Below are 13490 nucleotides of genomic sequence, written 5' to 3'. Positions count from 1 at the left end.
AAACGCTGCGGATTACAGGCAGTCCTGCGCTGCTTGCTCGAAGCTCGACGGCGCAAAGCTCGACGCCAGCAAGTGCCGCTCATAGAGGAACACCTTGCCGCCGCTGGACGTTTTGTAGACCTCCAGCACGTTATCGGCGACAACTTTGCTGGTGACCACGATGCGGTAGCCGCGCTGTGATTGCGCCACACTTGCGTTCTGGGCGCTGCGCTGCAGCTTGGGAAGCACGCAGTCGGCGTATTCGGCGGGGGGTTTCCGGGTCTGCATGACCAAGGTCGGATCATTCGGCGCAGAAGCACAGCCGGCCAGCAGCAGCCCGGTAAACGTCATGGCGGGGATAAGCAAACGGTACATCAGTGAAGTCCTGGGATAAAAACGAGGTCATGACGCCGTCTCTGGCGTCAGCAAATGATCAACGCCGGAGATTTTCCCTGCTGAGGCAACAAAGCAGAACCTGCATTTATTGATGGTCACTATCACTTGAACCGATAGTTGCCCGCCGTGCAGACTGCCCGAGCGTCCAACTACAACTAAAAGGGATTCTTGCGTGCGAACTTTTGACCTTATCCGTGATGCCGTCCTGCCCGAATTTCGCGACCGGGTGGCCGACTACCTGATCGAGTACGAAAGCGTGCTGGGCGAGCCCAGCACCGATCCGCAGTCGCTGCGGGCCGTGGCCTACCAACTGCGCGGCTACCTGCGCGGCCTGAACACCACCCGGGTGCTGGGCATGGCCGAGTGGGAAGAGCTGGACCGGCGGGTGCTGACGACCTGGTTGTCCCCTGTTCAGGACGCTGCCGAAGCCGATTGAGAGCCCGCCCGCCGCGTTGCTCAAGCCCTCAGGCGCCTGAGACATCCAGCACGAAGAGCTTGATGTACGGGCGCTGCGGCTCGGGGACGCAGGCCTCGAGCAGGCTCAGCATCTGCTCAGCGGTCTGCGGCACCACGCCCCCGGGGCCGGCGCGGACCTTGGCCCGTGGTCCATGCCAGAACACACCATAGATGCCGTGGCCACGGGCCCCGGGATCGGGGGTATAGAGTGCGATCAACTGGTCCTGGATCGCGCTCCAGACGTCCTTGTGTGAACTGCGCTTGAGCTCGATCACCAGCTTGATGGACCCGCTTTGCACGGCGATATCCACGCGTTTTTCATCGGCCATGTGCGCCTCGGGCTCGGCCGTGATGTGGCGTGCCTCCAGTCGCGGACGCAGCAGGCTCAACAGCACGTCACGGCAGCTTTCCTCCCATTTGGGGGTGCTGATCCGGCCCTTGACCTCGTTCCAGAAAAACTCGTGCACGTCGAGGTTGTTATGCAGCAGGCCGGCAATCCCTTGCAGCTCATCCAGCACCAGCGCCTGCATCTGCTCGATAGTGCCGGGCACGCCGTTATTCAGGACCTGGGCCACCTGCTCCCAGCCATGTCGGGTGTGCCGAGCGTCACGCCGCCGGGCGTCGTTGAGCAGCAGCGCGTGGTTCAGGTAGGGGTGCCACGAGGCCAGTCGCGGATGACCTTGCAAGGTGCGCAAATGGCGCCGGGAGTCGTCACACGTCTTGGTGGCCAGGTAACTGATCAGTCCGGCCATGAACTCATCGGCGTCCTCGGCCCCAGTGTTACTGGGAGCAAACCAATCGAAAGCCAGCGGCGTGGCCGGGTATTGGTCAGCGACCAGGCGACAGAAACAGAACACCTGCTCAGCGGACAGGTCCATGGGTCCGTCAAATCCGCGCACCAGCCCGGTCAGGTCACGCAGGTACCAAACCACCTCATTGCGGGTGGTGGTATCGCAGGCTTCCAGCACAGGAGCGAACGGCTCCAGCGACAGCAACAGCCCCAGGGTGAGGATGAAGGCCTGATGTTCCTGGCCAGCAGCGCTGCTCAGCAGTTGACTGATGCAGGGGCCAAAGCGTTGCGGGTCGAGGTCACGGCAGAATGGTCGTACCACATCGTACAAAGCCGTCTTGTCCAGAAATTCGGCGCCATTGAGGACCTTGAACGCCACATCGAGCTTGTCCGCCAAGGCAATCTGCCGGGTGGCTTTCCAGGACATGCAACTGCGCTGCCTGAAACGGTCCGGCAGCGCCAGAAAGTGCAGGACGATGCAGTCGATATAGTCCGCGTACTGCGCTTGGCGAAAGGCTGAGAACTAGGCCTGCCCGGCCAGGGTCTCCCGTTCGATAGCGTCGAAGATCACCAACCCCAGCAGATAACTGTCGCAGGTGAGCGGTGCCACAGTGCCTTCCAGTTGCTGGCGCAGCGCTGCAACCGCAGGTTGATAGGGCTCGGGGCACAGATAGTCGCTTTCCTGCGCCTCGGCCTGCTGCTCGTCCGCGCCTGGCAGCTCTTGCTCAAGAAAACCGCAACCCACCAGTCCCGGATGGCTGGCGGCCCTGTCCAACAGGCCCCGGGCCGTCTCCGGACGTTGCTGCAGCGCCGTGCGCAGCCCATTGAACAGCCACGGATGCGGGTCGACGATGCCGAGATTGATAAACCCCAGCCATGGAAACAGTCGCGTCTCGTCCAACGCGGCCACGGTGTTGAGATAACGCACCAGCAAGCACAGGACAAACCTGAGCATCTCGGCCCTGGCGGCTTCATCCGCGGTTTGGTGCCACAGCTCGACCATACCGTCCAGGCAAACGGCAATCTCGGACTCGGCCACCACCTCATGCAGCCCCCAACGCGTCAGCGAGTTGTAGGCGGTGTGAGGGCCGTCGGCAGCCTGTCGATACAGCTCCAGCAGCTCGCCATAGTGGGGCTGACCAGCCAGGCGCTGACTGAGGAGATAGCCACACAGGCTTCTGGTGTCGTTGTCGCCCACCAGTTTTCGGTAAACCTGCCGCACGGCGTGAGTCCCGGGCTCCCCCAAGCGCGATAACGCTTGCGCGGCGTGGGCACGCTCGCTCAGATGGATGCCCGAGCCGGCCAGCCGCTGCGTCAACGGCTGCAACATCGCCGGTAGCGGCTGGCCGGCGCGTAACAGGTCCAAGAGCAGCAAACGCAGTTCATGGGGCTGGCCCGGGTCGGACAACAGGCGTTGAAAACAGGGCACCAGCCCTGGCTCGGTGAAGCCCGCCAGGTTCGAGGCGGGAGGTTCCTGGCCCCGGAACCAGGGATCGGCCGTCGCCAGATCGGCCAGCGCCTGCAGCAGTTGGATCTTGCTCTGGACACTCAACGAAGCAGCGTCGCCATAGACCAGGATGCCATAGGGGTCCGCCGCGATGAACCCGTTGACATGGCCCCCCAGAAAGACCGCCAGCCAGGCATGTACGCCCCGCAGGTACGAGGCCGGCTTGCCTTCGACACCGAGCAACAGGCGAATTCTGCTCAGCGGCAACCCGGCATGGAACTGCCCGGCAAGATAACGCGCCGCCAGGTACTCGGCGCTGGCCTTGTGGCCGTAATCGAACACCCCAGGCTCGCGGGTCGAGGTAAAGACCCGGCTGGCCAGGGCCGCCCGCAGCGCGGCAGTGCCGAATGCATGCAACTTGCGCAGGGGCGGATAGCGCCGGTCGTAGCGCTCATCCGTGCTGAAACCGTCGATATCGGCCAACAGGCGCAAGGCACACAACAGGCCCGCCGCCTCCAGCATCTGCTGCTCCGAGAGTTGCCCATGGGGCTGACGGTCATCGCGATGCGCCGCATTGAACTCGTCCAGCAGCAGCACGCTGGAACGCTCGAACAGTTCCCTGCGGGTCAGGGGCCAGTGATCCTGGGCAACCACCTGGGCCAGCATCAGCAAGGTCAGCGGGTTGCCGAGCATCTCTTCCAGACCGCGCTGCCGCGCCTGCTGCAGAAAGTCCTTTGGCGCGCTGCCATGCTGCTCCAGTACCTGCTGCTGTTCCTCTTCACTGAGCGCCAGCAAGTGCAGCTCTTGCACCTGGTCCTTTCCCGGAAAGCAGTTGGACAACAGCTTCAGGTCACTGAGCCCCGCCCAGTCGGCACTGCGACAGGCAATCCGTACCCGGCACGGCGGCAAGCGCCCGAGGTGGCGAATCAGGTTGTCGAAGGCGGGCCCGTCGCCATGCTGCGCACGATGCTCATCCAGGGCGTCGATGAACAAGGTGCTGCCCTCGTCGATCAGCGCTGGATCGCGCAACAGGAAGCTGCGCAGCGACAGGGCCCGGCCGCCCGCATGCGCGTCACAGTGGTCGAACAAGTGACTCTTGCCGGCTCCGGGATCACCCAGCAGCACCAGGCAGGTCACGGACTCAAAGGTGGAAAACGCAGCAACGCTGCCATCAGCCGTCAAGACCATGCGATCAGTCAAAGCCTGTTCCTTACCTGAAAAAAAACGTTGAGAGCGCCGCCGGGGCTGACCTCGGGCGCGGTACTGGCCAGCCTGCGGCGGGGCTGCAAAGAGTAGCCGCAAGTCGCTGCAATGTAACCCGATCCAGCGCACGGCCTTCAGCGCCGCCGTTCCCGCAAGCCACGCAGCGGCGCTGACAAGGGCGGAGGGCCGCCCCTATACTCCATGGTTTTCTGAACCCTTGGACACCAGAGTTCCCCATGACCCAGCCAGACCTCATCTTCACCCCCGATCCGGACGCCGACTCCATTTCCTCCGACGTCGCCGCGTTCAACGGCATCCTGGTCTCGACCCAGATCCCGACCCGTGCCGACGGCAGCCTGGAACTGGGGGACATCACCCTGCAGAGCGAATGCACCCTGCAGGCGCTGAAAGTCGCCCTGGAACGGGCCGGCAGTTCCATGGATCGGGTCATGCACCTGACCATCTACCTCACCGACATGGCCGATCGCGCCGCGTTCAACCAGGTCTATCAGCGTTTCTTCGCCAAGCCCTGGCCGGTGCGCGCCGCCATTGGCGTGGCCGCTCTGGCGGTGGAAGGCATGCGCGTGGAAGTCACCGCGATGGCCGCCAAAGCCTGAGTCACTCGCCCTATCCGGCGGCCCGCACTCCGCGTGGCCGCCACCTGACAGGACACGGGTGCCGGGCACGCGTTTCGCCGCTACAATGCGCGCCTTGACCCTGATAAGCCTGACTAAAAAAACATGTCCTTGCCCAAACATCACCTGGAACTGCTCAGCCCTGCCCGCGACGTGGCCATTGCCCGCGAAGCCATCCTGCACGGCGCCGACGCGGTGTACATCGGTGGCCCGAGCTTCGGCGCCCGTCACAACGCCAGCAACGAGGTGGGCGAGATCGCCCAGTTGGTGGAGTTCGCCCGTCGCTATCACGCCCGGGTGTTCACCACCCTCAACACCATCCTCCACGACAACGAACTGGAACCGGCGCGCCAACTGATCCACCAGTTGTACGACGCGGGTGTCGATGCGCTGATCGTCCAGGACCTGGGGGTGATGGAGCTGGATATTCCGCCCATCGAGCTGCATGCCAGCACCCAGACCGATATCCGCACCCTGGAGCGGGCCAGGTTCCTCGACCAGGCCGGTTTCTCCCAGCTGGTGCTGGCCCGTGAACTGAACCTCAAGGAAATCAGCGCCATCGCCGCCGAAACCGACGCGGCCATCGAGTTCTTCATTCACGGCGCCTTGTGCGTGGCGTTTTCCGGACAGTGCAACATCTCCCACGCCCAGACCGGGCGCAGCGCCAACCGCGGCGACTGTTCCCAGGCCTGCCGCCTGCCCTACACCCTCAAGGACGAGCACGGCGGCGTGATCGCCTACGAGAAGCACCTGCTATCGATGAAGGACAACAACCAGAGCGCCAACATCCGCGCCCTGGTGGAAGCCGGCGTACGCTCGTTCAAGATCGAGGGGCGCTACAAGGACATGGCCTATGTGAAGAACATCACGGCCTACTACCGCCAGCGCCTGGACGACGTCCTCGAAGACCGCCCGGACCTGGCCCGCGCCTCCAGCGGCCGCACCGCGCACTTCTTCGTCCCCGATCCGGACAAGACCTTCCACCGTGGCAGCACCGACTACTTCGTCAGCGAGCGCAAGATCGACATCGGCGCCTTCGACTCGCCGACCTTCACCGGCCTGCCGGTGGGCAGCGTGGAAAAAGTCGGCAAGCGCGACCTGCAAGTGGTGACCTTCGAGCCGCTGTCCAATGGTGACGGCCTCAACCTACTGGTCAAGCGCGAAGTGGTGGGTTTTCGCGCCAACATCGCCGAAGCCCGCGGCGAGTTCGAAGAAGACGGCCAGAAGCGCTACCGCTACCGGGTCGAGCCCAACGAAATGCCCGAAGCCCTGCAGCGCCTGCGGCCCAACCATCCGCTGAGCCGCAACCTCGACCACAACTGGCAACAGGCCCTGACCCGTACCTCCGCCGAGCGGCGCATCGGCCTGTCGTGGCTGGCCACCCTGCGGGAAGAACGCCTGCAACTGACCGCCACCAGCGAAGAAGGCATCAGCGCCAGCATCGCCCTGGACGGCCCGTTCGGCGTGGCCAACAAGCCGGAGCAGGCCCTGGGGCAGTTGCAGGACCTGCTGGGACAACTGGGCACCACCCTCTACCACGCCACGGACATCAAGCTGGATGCGCCCCAGGCGTACTTCATCCCCAATTCCCAGCTCAAGGCCCTGCGCCGGGAAGTCATCGAAGCCCTGGACGCCGCGCGCATCGCCGCCCATCCGCGAGGCGCGCGCAAGGCCGAAAGCAACCCGCCGCCGGTGTACCCGGAGTCGCACCTGTCGTTTTTGGCCAACGTCTACAACCAGAAGGCCCGGGACTTCTACCACCGCCACGGCGTGCAACTGATCGATGCTGCGTTCGAGGCCCACGAAGAGCACGGCGACGTGCCGGTGATGATCACCAAGCACTGCCTGCGCTTTTCCTTCAACCTGTGCCCCAAGCAGGCCAAGGGCGTAACCGGCGTGCGCACCAAGGTGGCGCCGATGCAACTGGTGCACGGTGACGAAGTGCTGACCCTGAAGTTCGATTGCAAGCCCTGCGAGATGCACGTGGTGGGCAAGATCAAGGGCCACATTCTCGACCTGCCGCTGCCGGGCAGCGCCGCCGCCGAAGCCGTCGTCGGCCACATCAGCCCCGAAGACCTGCTCAAGACCATTCCCCGCGCTCCGCACTGAGTGATGCGCTGGCGCGGCCTTCCGGGGCCGCGCCGCGTTGCCTGGCCCACCGCGCCTTCCATGGCACAGCGTCCAGCGGCCAATAATCCATTGACGACGACCATGCCCTGATCAAGGAGGCTCAACCTGCCTGTCTGCTAGAGTCCCCCACGTCTATTTCTCGCTGCTGGAGGCTGTCATGGAAAGAGGCGCACCTCACCCGGTCAACGAATTACAGCGTCTTCAGCGCTTGTCCGAACTGTGCGTGGTTGAAAGCAACGTTGATGAGGTGTTTGAGCGCGTCGTTGCGATGACAGCCCTGTACTATGACGCCCCCATTTCGCTGATCTCGATCGTTGACCAGCATCGGCAATGGTTCCGGGCAAGGGTCGGCATGGATGCCACGCAAACGCCTCGCGAGCTGTCGTTCTGCGGCTACGCCATATTGGCCAACGAACCGATGGAGATCCTCGACGCGACGCAAGATGAGCGCTTCAAGGACAATCCGCTGGTGACCGGGCCGCCTTATATCCGTTACTACGCCGGGGCGCCGCTGCTGACCGATGACGGCTTGGCGCTGGGCAGCCTGTGCATCATCGATGGCCAACCCCGGGCGCCGATGAGCGCGCGGGACAGGTCGATACTCAAGCACTTCGCTGAATTGGTGATGCAACGGATTCTGGGGCTGCGCTCCAGAAGCTTCGTCGATCAGCCAACGGGGCTGTTCAATCGCTTGCGCCTTGAAGAGGACGTGCGCCACTCGCAGATCAACCACCTGGGTTCACAGCTGTTTGTCGTGGACATGCTTTCGCCAAAGTTCCTCAACGATGTGGTCAAGGCGCTGGGTTACAGCTTCTCCCAGGAGCTGATCCTGGCGATCAAGTCCCGGCTGCAGGCGCTGCTGCCTGCCGGCTGCGTGCTGTATAAGGTCAGCCCCACGCGCTTCGGCTTCATCGTGCCTGACGATGCGCCCACCGAAGCACTGTGCAGGCACATCCTCGAAGACTTCAAGTTGCCCGTGGAGTGCCAGGGCATTCCCGTGCAGATGCAAGTCGGCTTAGGGGTCTTGCCCATCGATTCTGCTCAAGGCGATCAGGATTGGCTGCGCCTGGCGGTCAGTGCCGCGGATGATGCCCGCGACCGCAATGTCGGTTGGGCCCGCTACGAGCCCAAGTTCGACGCTGCGCAGCGGCGAGCCTTCACGCTCCTCAGTTCGCTGTCGGAGGCGGTCCGGACAAGCGACCAACTGTATCTGATGTTCCAGCCCCAAGTGCACCTGCTGACAGGAACCTGCCAGTCGGTCGAGGCACTGCTGCGCTGGGATCATCCGCTGCTGGGCCCGATATCGCCCGCGGAATTCATTCCTCTGGTGGAAAAAACCGCCCTCATGCGCCCGCTCAGCCTGTGGGTGCTGGATGCGATCATCCGCCAATCCGTGGCCTGGCGCGAAGTGGGAATCAACCTGCGAATTTCCATGAACGTGACGGTCAACGACCTGGAAGACCCGGGATTTGTCGACCAGTTGCTCAAATCGGCTCGGTTGCAGCAGATTCCCCCCGAGCACCTGGAAATTGAATTCACCGAAAGCGTGTTGATGGAAAACCCGCCGCAAGTGCAGCAGCAACTGCAGCGTGTGCGAGACGCGGGGATGGAGGTAGCGATTGACGACTTCGGCACGGGCTACAGCAACTGGAGCTACTTCAGTCAACTGCCGGTGACCACCGTCAAGCTCGACCAGTCGCTGATGAAAAAGCTGGCGACCGACGCTAAAGATCAGCGCCTGGTCAAGACGCTGATCGAATTGGCTCAGCGCCTGGGGTATCGGGTGGTTGCAGAAGGCATTGAAAGTCAAACGACGCTGGCCCTGATCCAACAATGGGGATGCACCGAGGTACAAGGCTATCTGTTCGCCAGGCCCATGCTCGCCAGTGCTCTGCCCGCTTGGCTCGACAGCCGGCCGGCAGGCTAGGCGAGCGTGGATTTTTTGCCTGGGCGGATTGAATTTAACCGCTGGCCAAGCGGTCTACTGCGCGCCTCATGAGCGGCAAACCGGTATAGTTGCCGGCTCGCCTGACGTATCAAAGGCTACTCAGCGCCACGCCCGCGAAACGCGCGGATTGCCTGGCGGTATCAGATTCTAATGGATGTCGTGTGTTCGTCAGACTCATATTCATCGCGCTGCTGCTGAGCCTCTCGGGCTGCAGCTCCCACTCCACGGGCCCCAACGGCGCCTCGGCCAACAAGGTCGTGCGCGGTGAATATCGGGTCAAGCGTGGCGACACCTTGTACTCGATTGCCCGAAGCAAGGGTTGGAACTGGAAGGAGCTGGCTCGGGTCAACCGCCTTCGCGCGCCCTATGCCCTGGAAGTGGGCCAGGTCCTGCGCTTCAACGGCTCGGGCAAGGCGACCCGGGTCGCCAGCCGCAAAACCCGTGCCTCAAGCCGCAACCGCACAACCGCGCCGCCCATGCCCAAGGTCACCCTGAAAGGCTGGAGCTGGCCACTGCGCGGAGTGCTGATCGGGCGTTTCTCGCCCACCGGTAAACTCAACCAGGGCATTCGCATCGCCACCACCCAGGGTCAGCCGATCCATGCCACCCTGGGCGGCAAAGTGGCATTCGCCGGCTACATGCGCGGCTACGGCAATCTGATGATCCTCCAGCACGGCCCCTCCTACACCAGCACCTACGCCTACAACAGCCGCTTGGTGGTCAAGGAAGGCCAGATGGTGATCAAGGGTCAGAAGATTGCCGAAGCCGGGGCCCAGGACACCGACCGTGCCCAGTTGTATTTCGAGATCCGCGCCAATGGCGTACCAGTGGACCCGTTGCGGTTGCTGCCGCCGGGTTGAGTCGAGGCGCTCGCCGGAGATGACGCTTGAGCCGCCTGCTTGCCCGCACTGCTTCGCCGCCCTGGACGCAGGAAAATGAACTCAGGGGTTTCAAGCATGGTGGTGGCCGGGCCGGGCGCTATCATTTGCATCAGGGTTTGAGAGGCGCTTTTTTACCTCTACGCCACTCTCTTTCCCTGCCCCGAGAGTTGTCCGGCAAAGCACCTCGGTTGTCGATCATCCGATAACCTGCCCGCCATTCGTCTCTTCGCTTCGTCCACCTCCTTTACAGCCATGCACATACAGCCATTGGCCTGGATAAGTCATGTCCACGAATCCGCACGCCTGCAATAAAGCGCCATCGCCGGTCTTTCTACTCTTTCTGACGCTGTCACTGATGGTGTCCTTGATGAACAGCAGCGTGCCGACGCCGCTGTACCCCCTCTATAAACAACAGCTGCAGTTGAGTTCCGTGGAGCTGACATTGATCTTCGGCGTCTACGGCGCGGGCGTCCTGCTGTCGCTGCTGACCCTGGCCGGGTTCGCAGGGCGCCTGCAGGATCTGCGCAGACTCTTGGTGCCCTCCGCCGCCCTTGTGGTGCTTGGCGCCTGGCTTTTTTCCCAGGGCAGTTCCTTATGGCAATTGGGTACGGGGCGCCTGATCGCTGGTGTAGGTTCCGGGGCGATGACCGCCGGCATCAACATGGCGCTGGTGCGCTTCGGTCCAGCCGACAACGGCAAGCTCGCGGCGCTGCTGGCCACCCTGGCGATGGTCGTGGGGCTGGCCTTGGGGCCGCTGCTCAGCGGTGCCGCCTTGCAACTGGACGTCTATCCCAGGGCGCTGCCGTTCTGGCTGATCATGTTCCTGGGCCTGGTGGCCATCCTGGGGGTGCTGGGATGCTGGCCGTCATCGCCGACCGTCCCGACGGCCGTTGCCAACACGCCGCCGATCAAGGCGCCGGGCCTGCTCCAGAGCCTGAAAGGCATTGGCGTGCCCTATCACCTGTGCGCCTGGGCGGTGTTTTTCAGCTGGTCGTTTGCCGCCTGTGTGTTCGTGATCGGTCCCGGCGCTGCGGAGCAGTTATTGGGGTTGCATGATCACGGAGCATTCGGCTACGGCCTATCGGCCTATCTGCTGATCGCCGGGGCCAGCCAGCTGTTCTGCCAGCGCCTCTCGGCCCGGCGCGCCCTGCTGAGTGGCCTGCTGTGCCAGAACCTCGCCTTCGTCATGTTGCTGATGACCTTCTACCAAGGCTCTTTGCTCCTGGCAGTGCTGGCTCTGATCGTCGGCGGCTATGCCTACGGCGCGATCTTTGTCGGCAGTGCCCGGCTGATCAACCAACTGGCCGCGGGCCCTGGACACGGCAAGCTCATCGCCTACTTCTACATGACGATCTACGTGTTCAACGCCGTGCCGATTCCCCTCGGGTTTGTGCTGGATGCATCAGGCATGGCCCAGGCCGTCCACAGTGCGCTCATGCTGTTTCTCATGGTCGGCAGCGCGCTGTGGCTGATGGCGTACAAGGTCCGCCTTGCCCCGGCGCGGCCTTAGTGCCAACGCTGGGGGCAGACCCTCTCGGCGCTAGCTGCCGCTCTTGACCTTGCTCCAGGCCCGGGTGCGGACCCGCTCCAGTTTCAACGGCAGCGGCTCCAGCGGGAACAGGGTGTCGAGTACCGACTGGCTGGGGTAGACGCTGGGGTTGTCGCGAATCTTCTGGTCGATCAGCGCCTTCGCGGCCAGGTTGCCATTGGGGTACTTCAGGTAGTTGGTGGTCTGGGCGATCACTGGCGGGCGCAGCATGTAGTCGATGAACTGCAGCCCCTGTTGCGGATTGGGCGCATCGTTGAGCAGCACCAGGCTTTCCACCCAGATCGGTGCGCCTTCCCGAGGGATGCGGTATTCGATATGGCGGCCATTGCCGGCGGCTTGCGAGGCAGTCCTGGCGTCCAGCACGCCGCCGGCCCAGCCCAGCACCACGCAGATGTTGCCATTGGCCAGGTCAGTGATGAACTTCGAGGAATCGAAGTAGCGCACATGGGGGCGCAATTTCAGCAACAGGGCCTCGGCCTTGCGATAGTCCTCGGGGTTCTGGCTGTTGTAGGGCAAGCCCAGGTAGTGCAAGGCGATGGGAATGACCTCGCCGGGGGCATCGAGCATGGCCACGCCGCACTGGCTGAGCTTGGCCAGGTTGTCTTCCTTGAAGATCAGGTCCCAGGAGTCCACCGGCGCATCGGCCCCGAGGATGGTCTTGACCTTGTCGGCGTCATAGCCGATGCCGGTGGTGCCCCACAGGTAGGGCACGGCGTAGCGATTGCCCGGATCGTTGCCCTGGACCTTGGCCAGGATCTGCGGGTCCAGGTGGGACCCGTTGGGCAACTGGCTGCGATCCAGTTCCTTGAGCACCCCGGCCTTGATCAGGTTCGGCAGCAGGTCGCCGGTGGCGACCACCACGTCGTAGCCGCTGCGCCCGGCCATGAGCTTGCTCTGCATGACATCACTGTTATCGAACACGTCGTAGGTCACAGCGATCGAGGTTTGCGCCTGGAAGTCCTTGGCGGTGTCCGGAGCGATGAAGTCGTACCAGTTGTAGATGTGCACCTGGGGCTCGGCATTGGCGGCACAGGCCAGGCTGAAGCTGAACACACAAGCCAGGGCCCATCGGAGGGGGTGGATGGTTTTCATCGGGATACTCCACAGCGCCAGTACCCGGCCCTTGGGGACCGGCACCGCGCCTGCTGATATTGGGATTGTTGTGGCAGGAATCAGAGCGGTGAAGGCAGGTCAGGGAATCAACAGTTCACGTCGACCGTCCGGGTGGTCGACCCGTTCGCCGTGCAACAGCAAGCGGCGGTCGCTGAGGTAGTGGTAGTCGCGGCGGGCGGCCTGGAGCTGCTGCGGATCGAGACTGACCCGTTGCCGGCATTCGTCGCGCCCGGCCTCGAACAGCACCTGCCCAAAGGGGTCGATGGCGGCGCTGCCGCCGGCGAACACCAGCCCGTCATCGCCCTCGCCGACCCGATTGACCATGACGGCGAACAGCTGGTTTTCCTGGGCTCGGGCCATGATCGCGGTGCGATGCACCGGACCATAGGGGTCCATGTTGCCGTTGGTGACGATGATCAGCTCGGCCCCCAGTTCTGCCAGGGCCCGGGCACTTTCCGGCAATTCGATGTCGTAGCAGATCAGGATGCCGACCCGCAGGCCTTTCCAGAGCACCGTGGCGTAACGGTCGCCGGGGCAAAAATCCCCCCGCTCCGAGGGCCACAGATGGGTCTTGCGGTACTGCAGCGCGATGCCTTCGGGGGTCACCAGCAACGACGTGTTGTAGTAGTGGCCTTCAGCGCTTTCCGCCAGGCCGATGACCGCCGCGACATTACGCTGGCGCACCACTTGCAGCACCGCTTGCACGCTCGGCCCTTCGAGGGGTTCGGCGCAGAGGGGCAATTGTTCCGCGCCGATGAACCCGGTCAGGCACGTCTCGGGAAACACCAGCAGATCGGTGTCCTCGGCGCAGGTTGTAATGGCTTCGAGCACCCGCCCCAGGTTATAAACGCTGTCGCCGTCACGGCCAGCCAGTTGCACCAGTTCAATCTTCATCTCTGATCCTTGCACACGTTGGATGCGTCGCCGATGGCCGCTACAGGCGCCGGGGACCCGCAGAGTATG

The 13490-nt window shown here is 63.4% G+C and carries 11 protein-coding genes; 6 read left to right on the top strand and 5 right to left on the bottom strand.

Annotated elements, in window-relative coordinates; all coding sequences use genetic code 11:
- Positions 1-12: 12 nt before the first annotated feature.
- Positions 13-354 (bottom strand): hypothetical protein, encoded by a 342-nt coding sequence (locus PLD_RS04520; protein ID WP_159890235.1) that lies wholly within the window; start codon positions 352-354, stop codon positions 13-15.
- Between the two features lie 193 nt (positions 355-547).
- Between PLD_RS04520 and PLD_RS04515 the strand changes: the two genes are divergently transcribed.
- The gene (locus tag PLD_RS04515; RefSeq protein ID WP_159890233.1) at positions 548-811 is read left to right on the top strand and encodes a hypothetical protein; all 264 of its coding nucleotides are present in this window, start codon (positions 548-550) and stop codon (positions 809-811) included.
- A 28-nt stretch (positions 812-839) separates the two neighbouring features.
- Here the strand turns inward: PLD_RS04515 and PLD_RS04510 are convergent, their stop codons facing one another.
- On the bottom strand, positions 840-2048 hold the full coding sequence (locus PLD_RS04510) for a hypothetical protein (protein ID WP_159890231.1): 1209 nt from the start codon (positions 2046-2048) through the stop codon (positions 840-842).
- 96 nt (positions 2049-2144) lie between these two features.
- On the bottom strand, positions 2145-4268 hold the full coding sequence (locus PLD_RS04505; protein ID WP_159890230.1) for a hypothetical protein: 2124 nt from the start codon (positions 4266-4268) through the stop codon (positions 2145-2147).
- A 239-nt stretch (positions 4269-4507) separates the two neighbouring features.
- Here PLD_RS04505 and PLD_RS04500 point away from each other — a divergent pair, with 239 nt between their 5' ends.
- The 5 genes from PLD_RS04500 to PLD_RS04480 all read left to right on the top strand — a co-directional run bounded on the left by PLD_RS04500 (position 4508) and on the right by PLD_RS04480 (position 11375).
- Positions 4508-4888 (top strand): RidA family protein, encoded by a 381-nt coding sequence (locus PLD_RS04500; protein WP_159890228.1) that lies wholly within the window; start codon positions 4508-4510, stop codon positions 4886-4888.
- Between the two features lie 123 nt (positions 4889-5011).
- A complete protein-coding gene (locus tag PLD_RS04495; RefSeq protein ID WP_159890226.1) occupies positions 5012-7015 on the top strand; it encodes a U32 family peptidase in 2004 nt (667 codons plus the stop codon).
- Between the two features lie 178 nt (positions 7016-7193).
- Complete coding sequence (locus PLD_RS04490; protein ID WP_159890224.1) at positions 7194-8963, top strand: sensor domain-containing phosphodiesterase; 1770 nt, start codon at positions 7194-7196, stop codon at positions 8961-8963.
- 182 nt (positions 8964-9145) lie between these two features.
- Entirely contained in the window at positions 9146-9844 is a 699-nt protein-coding gene (locus tag PLD_RS04485; protein ID WP_178116121.1) for a peptidoglycan DD-metalloendopeptidase family protein, read from the top strand.
- Positions 9845-10148: 304 nt separating this feature from the next.
- Complete coding sequence (locus tag PLD_RS04480; protein WP_159890222.1) at positions 10149-11375, top strand: MFS transporter; 1227 nt, start codon at positions 10149-10151, stop codon at positions 11373-11375.
- A gap of 30 nt (positions 11376-11405) precedes the next feature.
- Here the strand turns inward: PLD_RS04480 and PLD_RS04475 are convergent, their stop codons facing one another.
- The gene (locus tag PLD_RS04475; RefSeq protein ID WP_159890220.1) at positions 11406-12506 is read right to left on the bottom strand and encodes a polyamine ABC transporter substrate-binding protein; all 1101 of its coding nucleotides are present in this window, start codon (positions 12504-12506) and stop codon (positions 11406-11408) included.
- Between the two features lie 99 nt (positions 12507-12605).
- A complete protein-coding gene (locus tag PLD_RS04470) occupies positions 12606-13421 on the bottom strand; it encodes a carbon-nitrogen hydrolase family protein (protein WP_159890218.1) in 816 nt (271 codons plus the stop codon).
- Between the last annotated feature and the right edge of the window lie 69 nt (positions 13422-13490).

The organism is Pseudomonas sp. LD120 (assembly GCF_009861525.1).
Lineage (GTDB): Bacteria > Pseudomonadota > Gammaproteobacteria > Pseudomonadales > Pseudomonadaceae > Aquipseudomonas.
This window is presented reverse-complemented; position numbering and strand designations above follow the sequence as displayed.

Coding starts and splice junctions, on each gene's coding strand:
- PLD_RS04520 (WP_159890235.1), bottom strand. CDS start 354: ATGTACCGTTTGCTTATCCCCGCCATGACGTTTACCGGGCTGCTGCTG.
- PLD_RS04510 (WP_159890231.1), bottom strand. CDS start 2,048: ATGTCCTGGAAAGCCACCCGGCAGATTGCCTTGGCGGACAAGCTCGAT.
- PLD_RS04500 (WP_159890228.1), top strand. CDS start 4,508: ATGACCCAGCCAGACCTCATCTTCACCCCCGATCCGGACGCCGACTCC.
- PLD_RS04495 (WP_159890226.1), top strand. CDS start 5,012: ATGTCCTTGCCCAAACATCACCTGGAACTGCTCAGCCCTGCCCGCGAC.
- PLD_RS04490 (WP_159890224.1), top strand. CDS start 7,194: ATGGAAAGAGGCGCACCTCACCCGGTCAACGAATTACAGCGTCTTCAG.
- PLD_RS04480 (WP_159890222.1), top strand. CDS start 10,149: ATGTCCACGAATCCGCACGCCTGCAATAAAGCGCCATCGCCGGTCTTT.
- PLD_RS04475 (WP_159890220.1), bottom strand. CDS start 12,506: ATGAAAACCATCCACCCCCTCCGATGGGCCCTGGCTTGTGTGTTCAGC.
- PLD_RS04470 (WP_159890218.1), bottom strand. CDS start 13,421: ATGAAGATTGAACTGGTGCAACTGGCTGGCCGTGACGGCGACAGCGTT.